Below are 20,690 nucleotides of genomic sequence, written 5' to 3' on the forward strand. Positions count from 1 at the left end.
TGACGGAACGCGGCGCACCTGGGGGAACCGGCTTCCGAATACGCGCGAAACAGTACTTGCCGAACAGACTTTCGAGGCAACTTGCGCTTATATCTATAATAATAAAAGCATATGAGGGTCACCCGCTTGGCGGATTACGGGCCCTGGGAATTTCTCGCTACGGTATTGTTGTCAAGCCGATCAGACATGGGAGAAGTCGCGTCGAACGGCACTCGCAAGACGAAGTGGGGGCGCACACTTTCGATCAGTGAGCATCCTGCCACTTGAATTAAGTCGCAGCAGCCCAAGAGCGGGCTCATATGATGCGTCGAGCCTTGCGCTAGGCAATTCTTGATGCATGAAATGGGGGTGCCTGATCTGATGTCCGGAGAAGAATCCATACAGCGCAGCAACCCCTCAAGGGTACGCTGAGCACTGGACATGTCGTCAGGGCCCGATGGGGCATACGTCGCCACAAGCCCTGTCCTGGCGACTTGTGGCTGTCGCGGCAGTCGGGTCTTGCGGTGAGTGGCGCAGTGCCCCTGGGGCACCTCAGGTGATGAGTCGCGACCACACTTTGACGTAACCCGAAGCGCATGAAATATATTCCGGCAGGTTTACCACATTTCGACCTTGGATCGAAATACAAGATGGCCGCCTGTCATAATTCGCGCTGCTCCCAGTCTGGTTTATTCATCCGCTCTCAATATGCGGACTTCAGAAGAGGGGATTTAATAGTGAGGATGAGACAGATTTTCGCTGTGTGCTCGGCGATCGTTGCCGCGGCCGGGTTGGGCGTCGCAGGAGCCGCGCCCGCCAGCGCTGCCGCTTCGCCGCGCGTGATCGAGGGCGAGATGCACATCGGCCGGTTCGACGCGGCGGTCGCCGAGAAGCACGGGTACGAGATCCGGACCAGACCGGACGGCACCCAGTACTCGGTGCCCACAGGCGCTCCAGCCGACGCTGCCCCGATGAACGAGGTCGACGGGACCTGTGGCCGTTCCTGGGTATGGGAGGACGGAATCGGCAACGCGTCCATAGTCCTGAGGACTGGTTTCCACGTCCGCAGGGAGGTTGTCGCTCGGAGTTGGCGCGTCCGGCTGGATGACAACGGTGGGACGAGCACCCAGCACTTCTCTGGCGGCTCCAGCGGTCCCTACTGGGAAGAGATCCGCGCCATCCCCGGCCTGACCCGTGGACCCGGCTACGCCGTGGTCAGGAGCGACGGCTCGAACTTCGCGGTCCTGACCGACGGGGCGGTCTGCTTCTCCGGCGGCCCCTCGGCCCGCACTACCATCTACTGAACCATCCAGCGGGGCATCGCCCCTCCCGACCACGATTGCGATACCTCGCATGGACACTGACGACAACGGGGCCCCGCCGGCGCGGGGCCCCGCCCTCACCGACTACCTCACCGACTTCCCCGTCCCGCTCGCGGTGGCCGGCGCCGGCCTCGGGCTCGGCGCGATCACCAGCTGGTCCAGCCACGGAGCCGACGACCTGACCTCGGCACTGGAGGTGATCTACGCGCACGGCACCCGCCTGGGGCTGGCGATCACCACCGTCCGCTCCACCCGCGGCATCGACCCACGCGGCCTGCCCATCGAGACCCCCGCGATCCAGCTGATCAACTTCCTCACCCGTGCCGCCGTCCACGCCAACCCCGACCGCTACCGGTTCGACCCCGAGGACCCAGGCCCAGGGCCGGACCCCGCCGCCCGGCTCGAGCACGACCGGCGCATCCAGCACGCCACCGACCAGGCCCCGCGCAGCACGACGACCGTGCTCTGCGACGGGCACCCGGTCACCGGCCAGCGTGTCACCGTGCTCGAGCACGCCGTCGTCGAACTGCCCTGGCACGACGAGCACACCGTGCTCTGCGTCGGCACCTGCGACATCCTCGACACGCTCGCCCTGCGCACCTCCACACCCGAGGACCTCGCCCACCTCTGACGTCACCGTTCTCTCCGGCGCCTCCCGCGCCAAACGGCGAACGCGTTAGAGGACACCGATTACCTGCTGGAGCACTCGCCCGTGGACCTGGCGGACAAGCTCGCCGGGAACACCGCCGACGAAGATGGCTTCCTGCTGCGCGTGGCCGCACCCCACCGCGAAGACAGCGGGTATCCCCGCGAGTTCACCGACGGCACCCGCGCCGGCCAAGGAGTGCAGTCCCTCCACCGCCGGGTCAGTGCCCATGACGGCAGGGGCGCAGAGCCCTGCCGTCTGCTGGCCCTGTGGCCGGGTGCGCACCTCCATGGGAGCCACACGGCGAGGTGAAGTTGGTGTCTGCCTGACCTCGGCTCGGGGAAGGCGACGTGGCGGGGGCATCCAGGTCCGTGAACAGCTCGACGACCGCGACCTTCAACGCGTCCGCGATGAGGAAGACCTTGTCGATCGCCACACCGTGCTTGGCGCCCTCGACCTCCACGTAGAAGGACCGGTCCACCCCGGCCGCCGCGGCGACGGCCGTCTGGGTCATCCCGGCCCGCTCACGCAGGAACCGCAGCCGACGCCCGAACGCGGCTCGTCGTTCGAGGGCAACCACCTCGCGGGTGGACTGGGGATTCGGCACGTAAACCACGGTAGTCCACGCCCATGCTGTAGGAAATATCCAACTAAGTCTGCTGCGTCGGGACTTCAGCGCGGACGCGCCATGCGAGAAAATGGTCGGCGATATCACCTACATTCCCACCTGGGAAGGATGGGTCTATCTGGCGACCGTCATCGACTGCCACACCAAAGCGGTCATCGGATGGGCCATGGACGACAACTACCGAACACCCCTGATCGAGAAAGCCATGCACATGGCCGTCCGGAACTACTCAATCAAACCCGGAGCGATATTCCACACCGACCGCGGCAGCAACTACATGTCCGCCCAATTCGCGAACACACTCAGATCTCTCGGCATCCGGCACTCCGTCGGCCACACAGGAATCTGCTACGACAACAGTATGGCCGAATCATTCTTCGGCGCCCTTAAAAACGAGCGAGCCCATCGAGTGATTTACACAACACGAAAACAGGCCACCGCGGATATCACAGCATACGTAGAGCTGCGCTACAATAACAAACGTCTCCACTCAGGGCTCGACTACAAGACCCCCAACGAGGTCTACATCGAGTACCTAAACCGGCAGCAAGCAGCGTAGGCCAAGCCACCACGAAGCTGTCCGGGAAGATCGAGGCCCCTCATACAGTGATCTGTTGATCTTGGTGGCCTCATCCTTGGTGCTCTCGGACGCACGAGCCCACGCTGGCCACTGCCGCCGATATCGCCGGTAGGTATGTTGCAACCGATTTGGCGGCAGCTGAAACGCAAGCACCACAGTATTCCTAGCCCGGCGAAGCGAATAGACCAGCGTGGACCGAACCTTGATGACGTGGCTCATTGAGGTTCTTACTCCTGATCGGCTGGTTTGGCGGGGCATCCGTCCAGTTTGACGGCACCCTAGATCCTACAAAGCACGCTGAAGGGCAGTAGCCACCGTAAGCAAGCCCGCGCCGAGATCCTTCACAGCCTTGGTGTTCTTCGTTGCTCAAACAGATGCCAAACCAGCACGCCTCGGTCCGATCCGAGCTGTCAGAACCGTCCGATCCGCTCGAGTGCCGCGTCGATGCGACTGACTCGCTCGACGTCGGCTGCGGTTTCCTCGTACCGGTAGCAGGCCAGGCGGACCCGGCCGGCGGGCGTTGAGGTGGGGTCGCAGTCGCCAGTTCGCCAGGCTGGGGTTGTCGACGATGACCTCGAACCCGGCGTCCGGGTCTGCGGCATGCCGGGCGACGGCGTCCCGGACCAGCGTGGCGGTCGACGGATCGGCCAGGTCGGTGAACTCACCGACCTGCTGGAGAACCTCGACCACGCGCGAGGCATAGGCAGCATCGGCCGTCCGGATCCCCTTGCGACCACGCACATTCATGAGTCTCTTCCTGCACCGGGTGATCCGAGGACAGGCAGGCGCCCGCTCTCGACAGCTCGAGCGGTTTCCCGGGGAGTTACGTCGACGTCCCCGCATCGGTGACCATGTCGGCGAGGCCGCCGAAGTCGAACTCCACCGCGTACTCCGGCGTGCCGGGCGCGACATCCGCCAGCGTCCGCAGCACGGCGACGACAACCGCACGGACGTCACCGTGGAGGCCCTCACCGGTCCACCCGGGAAGGTCCTCCACTGTCCTCCGGAAGCCGGGGTCCGCCACGAGAGCCCCAGTGGCCGCGGCCAGCAGACGTTCGGACAGCACGGCACCAGCGGACGGCGCACAAGGACACTGCCGGGTACCACACCTGGGCGTCGGCGACCTGCTGGACACTGGTCCGGCCGTCGGCGTCGAACGTGAACGCAGGAACCGGCACCAAGCGTCCTCTTTCGAGAAGAAGCTTGTTGACCAGGCCGTATTTGTAGCCCGAGGGCAGGAGTTCTGCGGTCATCGGAACACCGTAAAAGATTCTTCGTTACGTACCGAAGCAAGTGCTTGGGGACCACGTGGGGACCAGACCGCTTTTAGCGGCCGAAGCACACTTGACTGGCACAGAACAGGGTCAGCGGTCCGCGGCGAGTGTCCAACAGTGCCGCGGAGACGTCGGTCACTCGACACCGTCAGCTCATAACCGGCTTGACGATAAGCGAACCGTAAAAAGAGAAGGCTCCGCCGTCGAAACGGCGGTGCCTTTTCCTGAATCACGAGCTGAGCCGTGCGCTGTTCGGCCCCTTTTCGGTGACGCTGATCTCGCGAAGCTCACCGCGCAGGAACCGCGCGACGGTAGACCTCGATGGCGCCTTCATCGCCCACGAACTCGCTGATCATGTACGGCCATAGCCACGCAGGCCGGACAAGTCGCGTAGTCCCGGTCCTCAACACCATCTGCCCCTTCCGATTCAGTTCCGCCCGATCAGGAGAAATACCAGGCCGTTGCACGCTGCAGCTCGCCCTGCCGAACCAGGAGACGTCACCTCGCGACCTGCCGATGGGCTGATCGGCGGTTGGTGGAGGTCTCGGGGCGGCCTGCCACAGCGATTACCACTCCCGGTCCTCGGCGAAGCGGTCGGTGGCGGCGATGATCGCGGTGGTCATGCTGCTGCCGTTATGGCCGGTGTCGTCGAGAACGACGAGTTCGCTCCCGGGCCAGGCCCGGTGCAGTGACCAAGCGATCCCGAGTGGACTGCTGGCGTCGTAGCGCCCGTGGATCAGCACGGCGGGAATCCCGTGGAGTCGCCCGATGTCGCGCTGCAGTTGCTCTTCGTCGAGAAAGCAGCCATTGGACCAGTAGTGGGTGACGAGGCGGGCGAAGGTCAACTGAAATGCCGGGTCGGCGATCGACAGGAACGGGGTGGCGTCGGGGGCCAGCGAGATGTGCGTGTCCTCCCATTCGCACCACCTGTGTGCGGCCGTGGCCCGGATCTCGGGGTCGGGGTCGTGGAGCAACCGGCTGTAGGCGGCCGACAGGTCACCGTCGCGTTCGGAGGCGGGCACACTGTCGCGGAATCGTTCCCACTCGCGCGGGAAAACGCGGCCCATGTCGCGGGTGATCCAGTTGGTGTCGCGTCGGTCGCCGTTGGTGATGGCTGCGAGTACCAGTTCGGTCACCTGCTCGGGATGCGCTTCGGCGTAGGCGAGAGCGAGTGTTACGCCCCATGAGCGACCCCAGACCAGCCAGCGGGTGATTCCCAGATGGCCCCGCAGTGTCTCGATGTCCCTGACGAGGTGCTGCGTGGTGTTGGTCGACAGGTCGACGACCGGGTCGGCAGCCGAAGGGATGCTGCGCCCGGAATTGCGCTGGTCAAACAGGATCACACGGTAGCGTTCCGGGTCGAAGAGGCTCCGCATCCCAGGAAAGCTCCCCGTGCCGGGACCGCCGTGCAGCACGACAACCGGCTTGCCGCCGGGGTTGCCCGACACCTCCCAATAAAGCGAATGGCCGTCGCCGACATCCAGCATGCCTGACTCGTATGGATCGATCGGTGGGTAACGCATGTCGTCAGATGTACTCGCCATACACGCATGATCTCGCACACGGGTGCCAGACGAGAGGGGGCGGTTCGCCGTGGACCCAGAGGAGGGTGCTGCACCGTGGGCGTGGCACCTGGCCGCACTCGGCACGCCCTAGTGTCCTGCGCCGAAGTGCGTGTCGTAAGTACGCGGGCAAACACGGTGACCCGTTCACCGAACTCGCGTGATCAGAGCCGCAGTGCCAGCGCAGGCAGTGACGGAGAAGGCGGTGACGGTCGAGCTTCGCCAGAGCGGCGCGAAGCCGATCAACGTCGAGGAGTACCTGAAAGCCGGCAACCTCGACACGGCAAAGGCGCGGGCGCTCGCCGGATACGCGGCTGCGAAGTGCTTTGGCGCGCACTTCAACGGATCGTTCGCAGCGTCCGGTTTGCACGTCGTGGGACGTCGGCTGAGACGGGAAGCGGTCATGAACATCCGAGAGACTCCGGTCGGCATCGCCGACATCGTTCTCACCGAGAACAACCATCGCGTGCCCGGAGCGACAGTCTGGAACAACAAATACGCCATTGGTACGGCGCAATGGACGTTGAAGGGGAAGATCACTCTTCCCTGGACGGAGATCCCAATGCCGCGGGTGATTCAGCGACCCGAATGCTGAACCGCCCGGCATTGTGGGTCGAAGACGCACGTGGTCCGCGTGGGCCTGGCGTCCAGGTTGGAGCCGACCGTGTCACCGTGCCAAGATCTTGTGACGGCAGCAAGAAACCCTGACAGAACGGCGATAGGACGCCGCGGCAGACGTGCCCGCGCTCGATGTCGCCGTACGTGAGGCTGTCTCGAATTTGTTCTCAAGCCAAGGAGTTGCTCGTGAAGGATCTTCCAGGTGTGACCATCGACGAGACCGGCGACGGCGCCGCTCATCGATGGGCCACCGATCCGGCACTTGGCGGCGTTCCTGTTCAACTGGTCGAGTCGGTTCGTGAAGTGTTCGAAGATTCAGGACTCGTAGTGACTCGTCCCGCCGTCCGGGAAGTCGAGAGTGCGGAATACGGCGCATGTCGACTTGCTGTCGACGATCGAAGTGTCGCGTTCCGTGTCGCCAAAACAACTCCTACCAAGGTCGGACAGTTCGTGACGATCTGGACGAGAGCCGCCCCGGACAGTGAGATCGCACCGTTCGATACCACTGACTCGATCAGCTCCATCGTGATCGCGGTCTTCAACAAGGATCATCGCGGGCTCTTCATATTCAACAGCCAGGAACTGGTGCGTCGCGGCATCATGTCGGTCGAGGGGAAGGGGGGTAAACGTGCGATCAGAGTCTATGCCCCTTGGGTTCAGGCGGAGTCCAAGCAGGCGGTTCAGACAAAGCGATGGCAAGTCGAACGGTTTGTTCAGATGCAACCCCGGATCCCGTTTACCTCGGATCTACTGCGACAGCTGCTGTAGAAGATCCCTTCGACGACGGTGCCCATGTCGTCTCATATTTCGGTAAGGACAGTCGGTGCGACACAGTATCCGCGTCGCCGATCCAGTGTCCGCTGGTGATGGTGGCGCCGTCGTCCCGTCCATCGTTGCTTCGTGCGCCTACTAGACTGCGATGCGTGACACAATCGGCAGAGCCGGGGCATCTCGTCGTCGGGCGGTATCGCCTCATCAGGAAGCTCGGCGCGGGCGGGTTCGGCAGGGTCTGGCGGGCACGAGACGAGACTTTGGACGTCGACGTCGCGGTGAAAGAAGTGTGGCTACCGACAGCGATCACCGCAGCCGAGCACGCCGACCGGCTGCGCCGCGCCGAACGGGAGCCCGCAACGCGGCGAGAGACGCCTGCTCATCCCGGTCGCGATCGCCGTGGCCGCGATGACCGGCATCACGACCACCGCCATCGCGACCCCGTCCACCGTGAAGGCCAACCAGTGCGGCTACGCCCAATCCCGGCACAATATCGGTAACGGTGAGATCACCGGTGACATCACCGGCACTCAGGGCCGCCCTGGCAAGGTCGGCGTCGGCTACGCCAAATTCGCAGGTAGTCCCGTCACAATCAGCATGGGCTGGGAGAACAGCGCCGGCACTCAATTCCCCTGGCGCGAGACGCGGACGATCGCCGCGGGTGGAGGCTGGTTCGGGCCCGTCTGGGACTCATGGCTCGACAACAAGCCGATCAGGCCATATGTCTGGGTCGCAGGAGCAGCGAACCCGATCTACGGTGCTCCTGTCACGGCCTCGAGCTGCTGAACGACAGCCCCGCCATTGAAACACCGCAGTACCAGCCTCGTGACCTTCCCGGGCGACTCATCTGCCCAGGAAGGTCACGAGGCTTTCCGTGTCGACGGCGCCGGAAAAGAAGACTTGACAGCACGGGGGTACCGGGGATGTCCTCACGAACATTGCCTCTCGGTCAGCACCAACCACCCCACAGTGCCCAGGACGAGCACGACGCCGGTCACCAGGATCGGGCCGTAGACCCGATCCTGGTGATCCGGCCGAGCCCGAACGCCGACGGGGAGCTCGACGGGCCTCTTCCTCCCGGAGGCCACAAAACACACTAGGGACACGAACCCTGTCGAAGCGAGGAACGCGCTACTCGTCTGGGCCGAGCAAGCAAAAGCCCGTCCGAGGGCGAACCACCGCACCGGCCGTGGCAAGAGACATCGGCGCCGGTTTCAGCACTGAGCGCCGCGACCATTCCCCGTTTTCTCTTCGTCCTTCAACGAGCATGCGCCACGAACAAGCAAGAAAGTTGCCCATCACCATGGCGACGATAGACACAAGCGCGATCCAGGGGGCGGCGTGCTCGGGCACGGTGGCTCCGTTCGGCGGGTGCGGATGGCCACTCGTCATCGAACCGGGTCTCGTGCCGAAGGCGGTCGCGAATCACCCTGATGTGGCGCTGCCCTGCTCCATCGGGGGTGAATCCGATCATAGAAGAAGACCGCGAGGAGTAGCCGAGCTTGCCGAAAATGGCGTCGAGGTCGTAGGGCACGTCCAAGGGCTCAGCCGATAGTCCCGCCGGCTGTCCTTTGCCTCACCCATCGATGGTATGTCCGATTCAGTACCAAGGGAGGTACCGGATACTTTACAGAGCACTACGGTCGGGTGTTGATCGATCTGACACTGCTGAATCCCGTCCCATGCTGGACTCCCCTTTCAGTACAGGAGGCCGAAAAACCATGTGGATCCGACGTATGTCCATGATCGCCGCCGCCCTCGTCGCCGGGTCGCTCCTCGCCGGGCCTTCGGCTGTGGCCGAATCACCGGCCAGGCCGCCGATCGAACCTTTCATCATCGGCGGCAAGGTCGTCACGACTCCTTACTCGTTCTTCGCTTCGCTGCAGCGCAATGGCCGTCATTTCTGCGGGGCGTCGCTGGTCGCCCCGCAATGGCTTGTCACGGCAAAACACTGCGTCCAGGGCTCCACAGGTGGCGGCTTCTCCGCCCGGATCGGCGCGATCAACACCGGCTCCGGCGGCGAGCTCATCACCGCGGCGAGCGCGACCCTTGGCGCGAACGACATCGCCGTGGTGAAGCTGTCGCGAGCAGCCACTGCCACGCCGATCAAGATCGCGGCCTCCAGCCCGGCCGTCGGCACCGTCAACAAGCTGATCGGACACGGTCAGACCTGCGGTACCCCTGGTTGCGGTGGTGCCTCGCCACAGCTTCGCGAAGTGGACACCACTACCGTCGCAGACTCCAGGTGCACCGCCGATTTCAAGCGAGGCAAAGAGATCTGCTTCCAGGGCGCACCCGGAACCAGCGCCTGCTACGGCGATTCCGGTGGTCCGTCCATCTTGGACGGTAAGCTGACCGGCGCCACCAGCCGATCCGGCAACAACAGCAGCAACTGCCTCAACGGTCCCGGGATCTACAACAGCGTCCCCGGCTATCGCGCCTGGATCGACCAGGTCACGGGCGGCGCGGTGACGGCGTGGGAAACGACGTTATAACCCCTCACGGGCTCTGACGGCCACGTCCCGAGCGCCTCGATCGCCCCGTGAGCGACAAAACCAAGCGTTCGATATTCGGCACCATCCCACGAGGGCGGAGGGCACCGACACAAACCGCGGCCCACTGCCGTGAAGGCCTCCTTCCCTACCTTCAAGGTAAGGAAGGAGGCCTTCACGACGTCGACAAGAACCCTGTCAAAGTCCGATGGCGGGCGGCCACTTCACTCCACCAGCCCGCCCGGGAAGCAGCTTTGTCCGGAAGGAGGCTGATAGTCGGGGTTCTCCCATACGAAGTTGATCCTGTTGCCCTCCGGATCCGGGATCGAGCCGCACTTGACACCTTGGGTCGCGAGCGCGCTGACGGTGTCGTCGATGTCCTCGACACCGATGACGACAGAGTTCCTACCAGCGGCCTCGGCGTTGCCCGGGTTGTCCTGCGCCAGCCTTTCGAGCGCGCAGAGACCGGCGAGCCGGACCGGCGCCTTGTCGTTGCCGAGCTGGTCGGCGGCACGGGTGTACTGCTCGGTCAGCCGCCACTCGAGGGCGTCCGCCCGGGCGTCCTCGAGCGGCGGCGAGCACGAGGGTGCCCGCGGTCTTGATCGCCTCCAGCTGCCGGTCCGGCCCGCCGTAGACCAGCACGAAGACGACCACGATCGCCCGTCTCGACAGGACCTCGACACCGCGTTTGCCGTCCTCGCTCACGGGACAGGGATGCCTCAGCGCAGCTCGGGGATGAGCTCGCCGATGAGCCGGATGCTCTTCAACACCTTCTCGTGCGGGATGCCACCGATCTGCTGCAGGCACATCATCCGGTCGATGCCCAGCTCCGCGTAGGCCCGCAGCTTCTTGCGGCAGGTCTCCGGACTGCCCACGATCAGCGAGTCCTGGGCGCTCAGCACGCTGAAGATCTCGTCGTCCGGCACGGACTCGCCCTGCAGGATCCGGGCGATCAGGAGATTCGCCTCCGTCGGGACGTTCGTCGCCTCACCACGCAGGAAGTCGCCGGTGAGGCCGCCACCGTCGGGCGCGGCGACGATCTGCTCCTGCCGGGCGTTGAGGCGCACGAACTCGCTCGCTGCCTCGAAGAACGTCAGAGCCGTCACCGTGTACCAGGCCGCGGCCGCGGCGGCGCCGTTGCGCATCGCCTCTTCGTCGGTGTCGGCACAGTGGACGAACGTGAAGAACCCGACCTGGTTGTTGACGAACGCCCCGACCGGATCGGCGCATTCCCCGGCCGCGTCCCGGTAGAGCTTGATCAGCCTTCCCGCGCGCTCCAGCGATTCCCACATCGTCGTGCCCAGGACACCCACCCCGCGCCTGCCCGCTTCTTCGAACGACGCCGGACTCGCCGCAGCCTGCCAGAGCGGCGGATGGGGCTTCTGGACCGGTTTCGGCGAGATCGGCACGTCGTCGACGCGGTAAGCGTCGTTCTCACAGGAGAACCGTTCGGAAGTCCACATTCGCGGGATCATTTCGAACGCCTGCTGCGTCTGGGCGCGGGCCTCGTCCGGTTCGATGCCGAACAGGCGCCATTCCGGGATCGTCGAGCGGGTCAGGCCGAGTTCGACCCGGCCTCCGCTGAGATGGTCGAGGGTCGCGGCGCGTTCGGCGACGCGGATCGGATGGTTGAACCGGCCGGGCGCGAGCACGGCGGAATGGCCGAGCCGGATCCGGCTGGTCCGCTGCGAAAGCGCGGCCAGCATCAGTTCCGGCGCGGACGACAGGCTGAACTCCTCCGCCCCGTGGTGTTCGACCTGCCACCAGCAGTCGTAGCCCAGTTCGTCGGCGAGGACGGCCTGTTCGATCGCTTGGGAGAACCTGAGTCCCTCGTGTCCTTCGGGCCACGGCCGCGGGTTCTGGATCTCGTTGAACAGGTCGATCTTCATCCACAGCCTCCGTCTGCTCCGGGTCACCGAAAGATCAGTCAGCGCGTGCGCGCGCCGCGTTACAGAAGTCGCACGTTCGGCGCAACGGGGCCGGAACGCCACGGATGCGAACGAAACCCGTTCGTCATCAAGGCGGGCAAACGGGTTCAGCCGCACACAATCAGGTGACGGGCACCGGACACGCCTTTTCCCGAATGCCACACCCCGGTCGCGGATTGTCGTGAACCCGACAACACATCGGGGACGGTAAATCGGGCATGATCCACTCACAAGAGTGAGCAGAGCCCGGCAATGGCACGTCCCCTTGCGCCGGAAAGGGGAATTGTCAGTGCTACTCCAATGGCGGCATTCGCTTACGACGCCACTGTCGTAACGTCGATTCTCGTTCCACATCCCGCAACGAATTCCGCGATACATGGAGGTTTTCGTGATACGACGTCCTCTGCGCACCACGACCGTCCTGATCGGAGCCGCGGCAGCCGTCACCGCCTTCGCGGCCCCGGCCTCGGCGGCGACTTCGGCGCTGAACGAAGCGGCGAGCCCGGCCACGCTGGCCGCCGCACAGCAGAAGCTCGGTACTTCGCTCGGAGCCGCTTTCGCCGGTTCCTGGCTGGACACGACGACCGGCCGGCTGGTCGTCGGCACCACCGACGCGAGCCGCTCGGCCGGGATCCGTTCGGCGGGCGCGGTCCCGAAGGTGGTGCGGCACAGTTCCGCCGAACTGAAGAGAATCCAGTCCACATTGGACGAAAGAACCGCGGGACTGCCGGGCTCGGTCGCGGGCTGGTATGTCGACGCGCCCGCGAACGAGGTCGTCGTCAGCGTGGTGGGCGGCGACGCCGCGGGCCGGGCGTGGGCCGAAGCGGCGGGTGTCCCGGTCCGGGTGGAGCGGGTCGAGAGCGCGCCCCGTCCGTTGTGGAGCGTGGTCGGCGGGCAGGGTCTCTACTTCAGCGGTGGCGCCTGTTCGGTCGGGTTCAACGCCCACGACGATGACGACCACTACGTGATCACCGCGGGCCACTGCACCGAACTCGGCGGCACCGTGCACGGCGTCGACGGCACCATCGGCCGGGTCGCGAGGTCGTCCTTCCCCGGCAACGACTACGGGACCGTCGAGGTGACCCACTCCGACGTCTCGACCCCGCCCCGGGTCGACCGGTACGAGGACGGTAGCGACGTGCGGATCGAGGGTGCGGACGTCGTCGGCGTCGGCGGGCGGATCTGCCGGTCCGGGATCACCACCCACTGGCAGTGCGGCCGGGTCGAAGCGCTCGACCAGACGGTCAACTACGGCAACGGGAACGTCGTGCGGGGCCTCACCCAGACCAACGCCTGCGCCGAACCGGGCGACTCCGGCGGCTCGTTCGTCAGCCGCCCCTCGTCGGGTTCCGGTACGAAACTCGTGCAGGCACAGGGAATGACGTCGGGTGGTTCCGGCGACTGCCGCTCGGGCGGCACCACCTTCTTCCAGCCCGTCAAGGAGGTGCTCAACCGCTACGGCCTGACCCTCGAAAAGGACTGATCACCCCGCCGGGAGGGGCGGCCGGACCCTCGGCCGCCCCCTGATCCACCCGGCGAGTTCGCCCGCCTCGCGGACCAGCGTCTCGATCTCCGCCCACCGGCGGCGGATCCGCTCCTGATCGGCGACCAGCGTGCCGGAAACCATGCACAGGAACAGGTTCGCGTCCGTCCCGACCTCCGCGAGCCGCAGGAACGGAACGCGGTCCTCCTCGGTTCCCGCCCCGTGTTCCGCCGCCCACTCGCGGGCCAGCATCCCGGCGCCGTGACACGCGTCGACGAGGAGGGTTCGGACCTCTTCCGTCCGGTTGCCCGGGCTCTCGGGAGGTTTCCCCATCAACGGGAAGATGTTCCAGGCCACCGAGAGCAGGCAGTCGGCCACGTCGTCCATCGACTCCACGTTCACCGCGCGGAGTGTTCCGGTCCGAGCCCGCTGCCAGGCGTAATGACTCGCGCGAACGGCAGGATCGACCCGATCGGGTGGCGGGCGTCAGAAGCGGCGAAGCTGGAACGTCCGCACCGACGAGTCGCCCGCGAGCAGCGCGTCGAGGTGGCCGGTCAGCACCATGACCCCGGACGGGGTCGCCGCCGCGGTGGTCGGTTTCCCGTCCGGCCACGGAGTCACGATCCGCCGCTCGGCCGCGGTACGCCAGTGATCGGCGGACGTCACCACACGGACCGCCCTCGGTCCCGGACCACCGAGGTCGTTGGTGACCGAGACGAGCGCGCCGTCGCGGCGCAGGACGAGTCCGTCCCCGCCGATCAGCGGACGCTCCAGCACGACGTCGGCGGCCTTCCCCGAGTCCATGTCCACTTTGAACAGCCGTCCCGACTTGTACAGGACGGTGAGCACGTAGCCGTCCGGATGCCAGACGACGCCGTTGAGTCCGAACCCCTCACTCGCGAACTCCGGACTGGTGACGTGCGCGGTGATCCGGCCTCGCGGGTCGACGCGGAACAGCGCGTCGCCGAGGGTGTCGGTGACGTAGGCGTTCCCGCGTGGATCGACCGCGACGTCGTTGGCGGCGTGGTCACCGTCGCCGACGGCCAGGTCGACCAGCGCGATCCGCTTTCCCGTACGCAGATCGAAGATCCCGAGCCCGGACTGCCGGTTCACCGGCGACGGCGCGGACCGTTCCCCGAGCCCGAGATCGCCGTAGGTGACCAGGAGCCTGCCTCGTGCCGCGTCGACGGCGATGCCGAACACCGACACCATGCCGGGGTCGCTCACCAGGGTGCGGACGGTCCGGTCGCGCTGGACCACCGCGACCGTGCCGAACCGGACGGAGCCCACCAGAGCGGTCTGCCTGCCCGGATCCCAGGCGACCCCTTCCGGATAGAGGGACGGCGCGGTGATGTCCACCGCGCCTCCCTTGGCTTCCGCGGGTGCCGTCCCGATCCCGGCGGCGACGGCGGCCAGAAGTACTGGCAGGACCAGACGTTGACGAAAGCGCATTGTGTTTCCTCCCTGTCGCTTTTCGTCTCCGAGCCTGGCGTCCCGGGCGCGGCGCAACCAGGTCAGGCGGATCCTGTTACCAGGACTACCCGGCTTCGTCGGTCGCGCGCGCGTCGACCACGCTCAGGCCGGCGATCAGCCCGGACAGCCCTTGGTGGCCTTGCGGCCGGATCGCGAGGATGCCGCTGACGAAGAACAACAGGTTCGCGAGCGGCTCGAACCCGCCGTTCACCGCGGACGCCAGGGTGAGCAGGGTGTAGTAGCCGCCGGAACCGGCCAGGAACCGCAGGATCATCCGCCACAGGGCGGGTTTCCCGCCGTCCGGACCGGCGGGGCGCAGCAGCACGATCCGCTGGCCGAAGCTGGCGCCGTTGCCCGCGACGGGGATGACGAACAGCAGGAGCACCGCGGGCAGCAGGGTGCCGATCAGCGCGGTGACGACGGCGTTCTGTTCGCCCGCGAGCACCACCGTCACGATCCCGGCGGTGGTACCGAGCAGGACGACCGCGAGGACGTCGACGGCCATCCCGAGCAGACGGCGCCGCGCGGTGACCGGTCGCGGGGTTCCCGGCGGGGCGGACGGCTCCTTCCCCGGCACCAGGCGAAGCAAGGGGGCGAGCCCGAAGCCGACGGCGGCGCCGAGGGTGTTCATCAGCAGGTCGTCGACGTCGGCCAGCCGGTACGGGCACTCGAACAGGAACCAGACCCCGGTGAGCTGGGTGCACTCGATGAACAGCGAGACCGCGAAGCCGAGGGCGACGGTGGTGAGGAAACCCCGCCGGAAGAGGTGCCGCACGAACATCCCGAGCGGCACGAACAGCGCGATGTTGAACACCGCCTGCTGGACGGCGGGATTGCGCAGGAACGCCCGGAGGCCGGCGCCGGTCTGTTCGCGGCGGATGTCGGCGACGAACTGGAAGGGGCGCAGTTGTAGATGGCTGGACGCGTGCTCGGCGCACCAGGACGCCGTCGTCTCCGGGATGGGGAGCAACGTGTACGTCCACAAAGACATGGCGTAGACCAGGAATCCGAACACCAGCAAGACCCGCCAGAGCCCGAGTTCGCCGCGTCGCCGGTAGCTGGCGGCGATGTACGGGACGGCCAGGAGGCCCGCGAGCACGAAACCCGCGAACACCGCGATGACCGCGGAGATGGTCGGATCAGTCACTCGCGGAAGCTAACAACGCTCGCTCCGGAGCACCCGTTACGCCACCTGGCCGGGTGACGGCGTCGGCCGGGGCGAGGGCTCGCTGATGCGCGAGCGCGGCGATGGCGAAGGTCAGATGGACGACGACCCAGTTGCGGTCCTCGCGGTGGACCCGCTGCAGAAGGTCGAGTGTGGCGTCGCCCGGAGCGCGGCCTTGACGGCAGGCGTCGATGTACGCCTGGGTCAGCTCGTCGACGTTCCTCCGGAATTCCGCGAAGGCGTCGGCGGGTTGGGCGTTGAGGCAGAGATCCACGGTCACGTCACTGAGCGTTTCATAACGCGACACAAAGTTACGACTTGACGGGTTCGGAATCACTCACGTGAGGTAGGCCCGCGCGGTTCTCTGTGCTCTGCGTCACGCTGAAGCGAGTCCGGCGGGCACCCGGTGTTCCCGTTTGGCCGCCTTGGCCGTCTTGGCCCGGCGGGTGACCGGGAAGCGCTGGTCGAGTTCGACCAGCAGCGGAGTCGCCGCCATCAGTGCCAGCAGTGCGAGCCCGGCGTAAGCACCCAAAGTCGCGATGATCGTCATTGCTGCCTCCTCGGTCCCCGTGCCGCCTGTTCCGGCGGCCTGGAACCAGGATCGCCTCCCGGCAGGGGGCGGCGGATCGGTCATCCGGCGGAGTCGCCTCGACCGGTCGGCCTTTTCGGCACCGGCCTTTCGGCCGACCCGGGACGGCGATGCAGCAGATCGAACCGTGACCACATGGCCTCGGCCGCTTCGATGGATTCTCCGGTGCGGACCGGATCGACGGCGGCGAGCTGGGCGACGATGGCCTGCACCAGGCTCATGCCCGCGGTCAGCGACGGGAAGAAGGTCACGCCTTCCGCAGGCACCATCAGCACCTGCTCGACGGCGCCCGCCAGTGCGGGGCTGGCCGCGTCGGTGATGGCGAAGGCGCGGGCTCCCCTGGCCTTGGCCTCGTCCGCCGCGAGCACGGTGCTTTCGTACAGCCGCCAGAAACTGATCGCGATCAGCACGTCCTCGGAGGAGAGTTTCGCCGTGGCGTTGGCGAGTTCGGCATCGCCCGCGGTGACCGCGTGGACGTCGTAACCGGCGAGCCGCGCGTTGTGCGCGAAGGCGATCCCGACCGCGGCGTAACTGCCGTCGGCGATGACGAGCGTGCGTCGCGCGGCGGCGACGGCCTCCGCGACGTTGCGGATCTCGTCCTCGGCGAGCCGCCGGTTGAGCAGAGCGAGGCTGTCGAGGTCGCGGCGCAGCGACGCCGATCCGGGCGAGTCGACGTCCCGGTGTTCTTCGGCGACCTGCGGCGCGCTCAGCGAAGACAGGTACCGCGCCCGCAGTTCCTGTTGCAGCGCGGGCCAACCGGCGAAGCCCAAAGCCTGCGCGGTGCGGGTGACGGTGGCGACGTTGACCCCGGCGAGCTGGGCGAGCTCGGCCGTCGAGCCGAACGACGCCCGGCGCGGTTGCGAGACCAGCACTTCGAGCACGGCGGCCGACTTCGGCCGCAGGCCGCGTTCCGGCGTCCGATCCCGAAGCCACGCCTCGAAACCGTCGTCGGTTCCCGTCTCTGTCACGCACGCCCTCCCTCGACCGCGTCACGGTAACGCATCGTGCCCGTCGGACCACTTGCAACAACCATTGCAGTTTTGCCGAAACGCAGTATACGTTGTCCGCACTCCTCGTCGCCCGAACCACGGAAGGCGTTCCCCATGACGCTTCTGGCACGACTGGACCGGCTCCCGCTGAGCCGTCCCCATTACCTGCTCCTGTTCATCGGCGGGCTCGGTTACACCTTCGACGGTATGGACTCCGCCGTGGTCGCCTTCCTCCTGCCGAGCGCGAAAGCGGCCTGGGGCCTCGACAACGGGCAGCTCGGGCTGATCGGTTCGGCGACGCCGTTCGGCTTCCTCTTCGGCGCGATCGCCGCCGGTCTGCTGGGCGACCGCATCGGCCGCAAGAAGGTCATGATGTACGCGCTGGCCTTCTACGCGGTGTTCTCCGTGCTGGCCGCGTTCTCCCCCAACTACGAGGTCTTCCTGGGCGCCCGGGTGCTGGCCGGAGCCGGTGCGGGTGCCGAAAGCGCGATCATCGCGCCGTTCCTGTCGGAGTTCGTCCCCGCCAAACGGCGCGGCTGGTTCGTCGGCGCGCTCGCCGGGTTCTTCTCGTTCGGGTTCGTCATGGCCGCGCTGATCGGGCGGTTCATCGTCCCGACGGTGCCGGAAGGCTGGCGGGTCGCCCAGCTGATCACCGCGCTGCCGATCGTCATGCTGCTGTGGTGGCGCCGTTCCCTGCCGGAATCACCGCGGTTCCTCGTCGCGAACGGACGGCACGCCGAGGCCGAGAAGATCGTCGCGAAACTGGAGCGGGACGTCGAAAAGGCGACCGGGCGGGAACTTCCGCCCGTCCCCGAGGCCGACGCCCAGCCCGCGACGGAAACCCCCAAGGTCAACCTGTTCAGCGCGCTGAAGTTCCTGTGGAGCCCGGCGATGGCGCGCCGCACGGCGGTGATCTGGACCGTGTGGTTCGTGATCACGTTCTCCTACTACGGTTTCTTCTCCTGGATCCCGACGCTGCTCGTCGAACGCGGCATCACGGTGACCAAGAGCTTCGAGTTCTCCATCATCATCTACCTGGCGCAGATCCCCGGGTACTTCTCCGCGGCCTGGCTTTCGGAACGGCTCGACCGCAAACACACCATCGCGCTGTACCTCGCGGGTTCGGCGGTGAGCGCGTTCTGGCTGAGCCAGATGGACGCGCCGTGGTCGATCACCCTCGCCGGGGCGGTGCTGTCGTTCTTCCTCAACGGCACCTACGCCGGCGTCTACTCCTACACCCCCGAGGTGTTCCCGACCTGGATCCGCGCCAGCGGCACCGGGCTGTCCAGCGCGTTCGGCCGGGTCGGCAGCATCCTGGCCCCGACGATCATCGGCCTGTCCTCGGCAAGCCTCGGCTTCGCCGGCGTCTTCGGCCTGACCACCGCCGTCCTGGCGGCCGGGGTGGTGTGCGTGGTCGTGTTCGGCCTCTCCACCGCCGGCCGCTCCCTGGAAGAACTGACCGAACACGGCGCGCCCGTGAAGACCGCGAAGGAGATGACGAAGTGACCGTTCCACTGTCCACTGTGGAGGACAAGACCCGCGCCACCATCGGCGTACGGCTGTTCACCGTGCTGGCGTGGGTGCCCGAACGGCGGGCGCTGCGCCGGGTGCACAGCAGCCACCCGGCGGATTACCCGGTCGGCGGCGAGAAGACCGTCGAGGTGGCGGCGGGCTGGCTGGAGCGGTGCGTCACCGGGCAGGAACCCTACTTCGGGCCGGACAGCGCGGCCGTGCGGGAGATCTTCGCCGATCACGAACTCATCGACAGGCTCGGTTGCGGCGCGGTGATCAACGTGCCGGTGGTGGACGACGACGGCCGCACCCTCGGCGTCCTCAACATCCTCGACGCCGAGGGCAGCTACGACGACGATTCCGTCGCGGCGGCCCGATCTCTGGCACCGTTGGCTGTCCCGGCTCTGCGCGAACTCCTGGAGGAGACCCGATGAACGGATCGCTGCTGCTGCGCAACGCCCGCCTGCTGGACCCGGTCAAGGGCGAGTACACCGAGGGAGACCTCCGGTGCGCCGACGGCCGGATCGTCGAGATCGGCGAAGGTCTCAGCGCGGACGACGTGCGGACCGAGGACCTGCGTGGCGCGTTCGTGCTGCCGGGTCTCGTCGACGCCCACGTACACGTGACCGCGTCGACAGCGGATCTCGGTTCGCTCCCCGCGTCTTCGCCCACTTACGTGACCGCGCACAGCGCCCGCACCATGAGCCGGATGCTGGACCGGGGCTTCACCACCGTCCGGGACGCCTCCGGCGCCGACTACGGTCTCGCCGACGCGCAGGCCGAGGGCCTGTTCCGTGGCCCGCGCCTGCTGTTCTGCGGACGCGCGCTGAGCCAGACCGGCGGGCACGGCGACAGCCGGACCCGCGGCGCCAACGCCAGCGAAGACCACCCGTGCTGCGCCGGTCTCGGCCGGGTCGCCGACGGTGTCGACGCGGTCCGCGCGGCGGCGCGCGACGAACTGCGCAAGGGCGCGCACCACATCAAGGTGATGGCCTCGGGCGGCGTCGCCTCCCCCACCGACCGGATCGACTCGACGCAGTATTCCGCCGACGAACTGCGCGCGATCGTCGAGGAGGCGGAGTCGGCCAACCGCTACGTCGCCGCGCACGCCTACACCGCCCGTGCGGTGAACCGCGCCCTGGAGCTGGGTGTGCGGTCGATCGAGCACGGCAACCTGATCGACGATCTCAGTGTCGAACTCTTCCTGCGGCACGACGCGTACCTCGTGCCCACCTTGGTCACGTACTGGGCGCTGAAGGAGGAAGGGCGCGAGCACGGCCTGCCGGAATCCAGCTGGCGCAAGGTCGACGAGGTCCTCGGGGCGGGTATGGCCGCTTTGGAGCGAGCCGCTCGCGGCGGTGTGAAACTGGTGTACGGCACCGACCTCCTCGGCGGGATGCACCGGCACCAGAACCACGAGTTCCGGCTGCGCGGCGAGGTCCAATCCGCGCTGGAGGTGATCCGCTCCGCGACGTCGACGGCGGCGGACCTGCTGAACCTGACCGGCGAGATCGGCACCCTGTCCCCCGGCGCGCACGCGGATCTGCTCGTCGTGGACCGGGATCCACTGGAGGACATCGGCGTCCTCACCGAGCCGGAGAAGTTCCGGCACATCGTCCAGGGCGGAACGGTGGTCTCCGCCTGACGCATTTCGTCCTCTGATTGCGGTAGTCGCGCGT

Annotated in this window: 23 protein-coding genes and 1 pseudogene; 11 read left to right on the forward strand and 13 right to left on the reverse strand. The window is 66.7% G+C overall.

Features of this window, described 5'->3' with window-relative positions; translation table 11 throughout:
• Positions 1-722 precede the first annotated feature (722 nt).
• Positions 723-1,283, forward strand: coding sequence for a hypothetical protein (locus ACZ6YV_RS16780; protein ID WP_465510437.1), 561 nt, complete (start codon positions 723-725; stop codon positions 1,281-1,283).
• A 49-nt stretch (positions 1,284-1,332) separates the two neighbouring features.
• Entirely contained in the window at positions 1,333-1,932 is a 600-nt protein-coding gene (locus ACZ6YV_RS16785) for a hypothetical protein (RefSeq protein WP_465510438.1), read from the forward strand.
• Between the two features lie 45 nt (positions 1,933-1,977).
• Here ACZ6YV_RS16785 and ACZ6YV_RS16790 read toward each other — a convergent pair whose 3' ends face one another.
• Together ACZ6YV_RS16790 and ACZ6YV_RS16795 are read right to left on the reverse strand one after the other, a co-directional pair.
• Positions 1,978-2,178 carry a hypothetical protein gene (locus ACZ6YV_RS16790; protein WP_465510439.1) on the reverse strand — a complete coding sequence of 67 codons (201 nt, stop codon included), beginning with the start codon at positions 2,176-2,178 and terminating at the stop codon, positions 1,978-1,980.
• Positions 2,168-2,554 (reverse strand): helix-turn-helix domain-containing protein, encoded by a 387-nt coding sequence (locus tag ACZ6YV_RS16795; RefSeq protein WP_465510440.1) that lies wholly within the window; start codon positions 2,552-2,554, stop codon positions 2,168-2,170. Before ACZ6YV_RS16795 ends, ACZ6YV_RS16790 begins: the two co-directional genes overlap by 11 nt.
• Positions 2,555-2,591: 37 nt before the next feature.
• On the opposite strand from ACZ6YV_RS16795, the gene ACZ6YV_RS16800 reads away from it, so the two are divergent.
• Positions 2,592-3,134, forward strand: a complete 543-nt coding sequence (locus ACZ6YV_RS16800; protein ID WP_465510723.1) for an IS3 family transposase — start codon at positions 2,592-2,594, stop codon at positions 3,132-3,134.
• Between the two features lie 844 nt (positions 3,135-3,978).
• Here ACZ6YV_RS16800 and ACZ6YV_RS16805 read toward each other — a convergent pair.
• Both ACZ6YV_RS16805 and pip read right to left on the reverse strand, forming a co-directional pair.
• Positions 3,979-4,221: a hypothetical protein gene (locus ACZ6YV_RS16805; protein WP_465510441.1), complete on the reverse strand. Its 243-nt coding sequence runs from the start codon at positions 4,219-4,221 to the stop codon at positions 3,979-3,981.
• 774 nt (positions 4,222-4,995) lie between these two features.
• Positions 4,996-5,952 carry a prolyl aminopeptidase gene (gene pip / locus ACZ6YV_RS16810; protein ID WP_465510442.1) on the reverse strand — a complete coding sequence of 319 codons (957 nt, stop codon included), beginning with the start codon at positions 5,950-5,952 and terminating at the stop codon, positions 4,996-4,998.
• A 244-nt stretch (positions 5,953-6,196) separates the two neighbouring features.
• Between pip and ACZ6YV_RS16815 the strand changes: the two genes are divergently transcribed.
• Together ACZ6YV_RS16815 and ACZ6YV_RS16820 are read left to right on the forward strand one after the other, a co-directional pair.
• The gene (locus ACZ6YV_RS16815; protein WP_465510443.1) at positions 6,197-6,586 is read left to right on the forward strand and encodes a hypothetical protein; all 390 of its coding nucleotides are present in this window, start codon (positions 6,197-6,199) and stop codon (positions 6,584-6,586) included.
• 209 nt (positions 6,587-6,795) lie between these two features.
• Positions 6,796-7,377, forward strand: coding sequence for a MepB family protein (locus ACZ6YV_RS16820; RefSeq protein ID WP_465510444.1), 582 nt, complete (start codon positions 6,796-6,798; stop codon positions 7,375-7,377).
• A gap of 296 nt (positions 7,378-7,673) precedes the next feature.
• Here the strand turns inward: ACZ6YV_RS16820 and ACZ6YV_RS16825 are convergent, their stop codons facing one another.
• Complete coding sequence (locus tag ACZ6YV_RS16825; protein ID WP_465510445.1) at positions 7,674-7,799, reverse strand: hypothetical protein; 126 nt, start codon at positions 7,797-7,799, stop codon at positions 7,674-7,676.
• Between ACZ6YV_RS16825 and ACZ6YV_RS16830 the strand changes: the two genes are divergently transcribed.
• A complete protein-coding gene (locus ACZ6YV_RS16830) occupies positions 7,789-8,166 on the forward strand; it encodes a hypothetical protein (protein WP_465510446.1) in 378 nt (125 codons plus the stop codon). The genes ACZ6YV_RS16825 and ACZ6YV_RS16830 overlap by 11 nt on opposite strands.
• Before the next feature lie 935 nt (positions 8,167-9,101).
• On the forward strand, positions 9,102-9,875 hold the full coding sequence (locus ACZ6YV_RS16835; RefSeq protein WP_465510447.1) for a S1 family peptidase: 774 nt from the start codon (positions 9,102-9,104) through the stop codon (positions 9,873-9,875).
• A gap of 425 nt (positions 9,876-10,300) precedes the next feature.
• Here the strand turns inward: ACZ6YV_RS16835 and ACZ6YV_RS16840 are convergent.
• Positions 10,301-10,423: pseudogene (locus ACZ6YV_RS16840) on the reverse strand (pentapeptide repeat-containing protein); the annotation flags it as partial.
• Positions 10,424-10,591: 168 nt separating this feature from the next.
• Complete coding sequence (locus tag ACZ6YV_RS16845) at positions 10,592-11,761, reverse strand: LLM class flavin-dependent oxidoreductase (protein ID WP_465510448.1); 1,170 nt, start codon at positions 11,759-11,761, stop codon at positions 10,592-10,594.
• A gap of 427 nt (positions 11,762-12,188) precedes the next feature.
• Between ACZ6YV_RS16845 and ACZ6YV_RS16850 the strand changes: the two genes are divergently transcribed.
• Positions 12,189-13,283: a S1 family peptidase gene (locus ACZ6YV_RS16850; protein WP_465510449.1), complete on the forward strand. Its 1,095-nt coding sequence runs from the start codon at positions 12,189-12,191 to the stop codon at positions 13,281-13,283.
• Here ACZ6YV_RS16850 and ACZ6YV_RS16855 read toward each other — a convergent pair whose 3' ends face one another.
• The 6 genes from ACZ6YV_RS16855 to ACZ6YV_RS16880 form a co-directional block, all read right to left on the reverse strand.
• Positions 13,284-13,670: a hypothetical protein gene (locus tag ACZ6YV_RS16855; RefSeq protein ID WP_465510450.1), complete on the reverse strand. Its 387-nt coding sequence runs from the start codon at positions 13,668-13,670 to the stop codon at positions 13,284-13,286.
• Between the two features lie 99 nt (positions 13,671-13,769).
• Positions 13,770-14,735: a hypothetical protein gene (locus ACZ6YV_RS16860; RefSeq protein ID WP_465510451.1), complete on the reverse strand. Its 966-nt coding sequence runs from the start codon at positions 14,733-14,735 to the stop codon at positions 13,770-13,772.
• 85 nt (positions 14,736-14,820) lie between these two features.
• Positions 14,821-15,903: a VanZ family protein gene (locus tag ACZ6YV_RS16865; protein WP_465510452.1), complete on the reverse strand. Its 1,083-nt coding sequence runs from the start codon at positions 15,901-15,903 to the stop codon at positions 14,821-14,823.
• Positions 15,896-16,201 (reverse strand): hypothetical protein, encoded by a 306-nt coding sequence (locus ACZ6YV_RS16870; protein ID WP_465510453.1) that lies wholly within the window; start codon positions 16,199-16,201, stop codon positions 15,896-15,898. The genes ACZ6YV_RS16865 and ACZ6YV_RS16870 overlap by 8 nt, the downstream gene beginning before the upstream one ends.
• 96 nt (positions 16,202-16,297) lie before the next feature.
• The gene (locus ACZ6YV_RS16875) at positions 16,298-16,471 is read right to left on the reverse strand and encodes a hypothetical protein (RefSeq protein WP_465510454.1); all 174 of its coding nucleotides are present in this window, start codon (positions 16,469-16,471) and stop codon (positions 16,298-16,300) included.
• Positions 16,472-16,551: 80 nt separating this feature from the next.
• Positions 16,552-17,478, reverse strand: a complete 927-nt coding sequence (locus ACZ6YV_RS16880) for a MurR/RpiR family transcriptional regulator (protein ID WP_465510455.1) — start codon at positions 17,476-17,478, stop codon at positions 16,552-16,554.
• Between the two features lie 135 nt (positions 17,479-17,613).
• On the opposite strand from ACZ6YV_RS16880, the gene ACZ6YV_RS16885 reads away from it, so the two are divergent.
• Genes ACZ6YV_RS16885 through ACZ6YV_RS16895 form a run of 3 tightly spaced genes read left to right on the forward strand, consistent with a single transcriptional unit; the run spans position 17,614 to position 20,656 of the window.
• Entirely contained in the window at positions 17,614-19,005 is a 1,392-nt protein-coding gene (locus ACZ6YV_RS16885) for an MFS transporter (RefSeq protein WP_465510456.1), read from the forward strand.
• Positions 19,002-19,445, forward strand: a complete 444-nt coding sequence (locus ACZ6YV_RS16890; protein ID WP_465510457.1) for a GAF domain-containing protein — start codon at positions 19,002-19,004, stop codon at positions 19,443-19,445. Before ACZ6YV_RS16885 ends, ACZ6YV_RS16890 begins: the two co-directional genes overlap by 4 nt.
• On the forward strand, positions 19,442-20,656 hold the full coding sequence (locus ACZ6YV_RS16895; RefSeq protein WP_465510458.1) for a metal-dependent hydrolase family protein: 1,215 nt from the start codon (positions 19,442-19,444) through the stop codon (positions 20,654-20,656). Before ACZ6YV_RS16890 ends, ACZ6YV_RS16895 begins: the two co-directional genes overlap by 4 nt.
• Positions 20,657-20,690: the final 34 nt, after the last annotated feature.

This window comes from Amycolatopsis sp. NPDC102522 (assembly GCF_055584485.1).

Bases quoted from the DNA above. Each gene is read 5' to 3' on its own strand.
- ACZ6YV_RS16785 (WP_465510438.1), top strand. From the start codon at position 1,333: ATGGACACTGACGACAACGGGGCCCCGCCGGCGCGGGGCCCCGCCCTC.
- ACZ6YV_RS16855 (WP_465510450.1), bottom strand. From the start codon at position 13,670: ATGGACGACGTGGCCGACTGCCTGCTCTCGGTGGCCTGGAACATCTTC.
- ACZ6YV_RS16845 (WP_465510448.1), bottom strand. From the start codon at position 11,761: ATGAAGATCGACCTGTTCAACGAGATCCAGAACCCGCGGCCGTGGCCC.
- ACZ6YV_RS16895 (WP_465510458.1), top strand. From the start codon at position 19,442: ATGAACGGATCGCTGCTGCTGCGCAACGCCCGCCTGCTGGACCCGGTC.
- ACZ6YV_RS16885 (WP_465510456.1), top strand. From the start codon at position 17,614: ATGACGCTTCTGGCACGACTGGACCGGCTCCCGCTGAGCCGTCCCCAT.
- ACZ6YV_RS16835 (WP_465510447.1), top strand. From the start codon at position 9,102: ATGTGGATCCGACGTATGTCCATGATCGCCGCCGCCCTCGTCGCCGGG.
- pip (WP_465510442.1), bottom strand. From the start codon at position 5,952: ATGCGTTACCCACCGATCGATCCATACGAGTCAGGCATGCTGGATGTC.
- ACZ6YV_RS16780 (WP_465510437.1), top strand. From the start codon at position 723: ATGAGACAGATTTTCGCTGTGTGCTCGGCGATCGTTGCCGCGGCCGGG.
- ACZ6YV_RS16830 (WP_465510446.1), top strand. From the start codon at position 7,789: ATGACCGGCATCACGACCACCGCCATCGCGACCCCGTCCACCGTGAAG.
- ACZ6YV_RS16790 (WP_465510439.1), bottom strand. From the start codon at position 2,178: ATGGGCACTGACCCGGCGGTGGAGGGACTGCACTCCTTGGCCGGCGCG.
- ACZ6YV_RS16825 (WP_465510445.1), bottom strand. From the start codon at position 7,799: ATGCCGGTCATCGCGGCCACGGCGATCGCGACCGGGATGAGCAGGCGT.
- ACZ6YV_RS16875 (WP_465510454.1), bottom strand. From the start codon at position 16,471: ATGACGATCATCGCGACTTTGGGTGCTTACGCCGGGCTCGCACTGCTG.
- ACZ6YV_RS16860 (WP_465510451.1), bottom strand. From the start codon at position 14,735: ATGCGCTTTCGTCAACGTCTGGTCCTGCCAGTACTTCTGGCCGCCGTC.